General features: G+C 63.7%; 1 protein-coding gene. It reads left to right on the forward strand.

Going from position 1 to position 989, the window contains the following annotated elements; genetic code table 11:
• A partial coding sequence (locus ACTWPT_RS60045) for a hypothetical protein (protein ID WP_443186488.1) occupies positions 1 to 903 on the forward strand: 903 nt, incomplete at its 5' end.
• Between the last annotated feature and the right edge of the window lie 86 nt (positions 904 to 989).

Here is a 989-nt window from a genome sequence, read left to right on the forward strand (position 1 = left end):
GCGTCCTTGGGCTCCTTGCGTGCCACTGCGGCGTCCTCCAGGTCGATCTCCGTCGATGCCTGGATCACAGTACTCATCAGGTGCGTTCTCCTTGATCAGGAGTTACACCGAAAACCGTACAGTCCCCTCGAGGTCTTGGCCGAATGGGCGAATGGCATCGAGGCGGCCGCCAGGCGCGTGCAAGGAGAAGTGGCGAGCCCGATCGAGGCCGAGTCCGTTCGGCTCGAACGGGAACTGAAGAGAGTTGAGGCTGATCTTGCGCGGCAGACCGATCTGGTATCGCGTGGCATCATCCTCGCGGAGGAGTACATCCCCGCCCGTGACCGGCTTCGCGCCAACCGCGAGACGATCCAAAAGCAGCTAGCGGATCTGACAGCGAACACCGGCGCGGCCAGCTTTGACCTTTGCGATGCCGTGCCGGTGATTGAAGGACTCCTCCAGGAGTGGGATGTCCTGTCCACGGACGATCGCAGACGCCTCCTCATGGAACTCATTGACCGTGTCGAAGTATGGCGAGACCGACTGGCCCCAGCACGGATCGTGGTTGTGCCCCGCTGGGAGGGTGGCGCGCCAGTCATCCGTGAGCTGCCTGGTCGGCACCGGATGGAAGAGCTGCAGGCCGCGATCGTGAAGGTCCTGGATGAGGCGCCGGAAGAGTTGCGTTACAAGGAACTCGTCGAGGCGGTGGATCAAGTGGCCCCGTCCGCTAGGCGAACGGTCGCTAGGGCGGTGCGGACACTGGTCGAGGATGGGGCGCTGACGCGTCGCGTCGTGCCAGGAAGGGCCACCTTCTACGGCCTCGCAGATCCGGATGACGGGCAGCCGCGCGAGAAGGTGATGCCGCTTGCGGAAGCAATGCGGGCTGAGAGGGCGGTCCGCGGGTCTATGCCCCTGATGTCGTAGTGTGATCGAGTGAATCTGTAGCGTTATGCCTAGCTGGTGGGCGTGGGTGTGCTGAGATGGCCGGGTGAGTGAGCGCAAGCCGTACG

Source organism: Nonomuraea sp. 3N208 (assembly GCF_052245935.1).
GTDB lineage: Bacteria > Actinomycetota > Actinomycetes > Streptosporangiales > Streptosporangiaceae > Nonomuraea.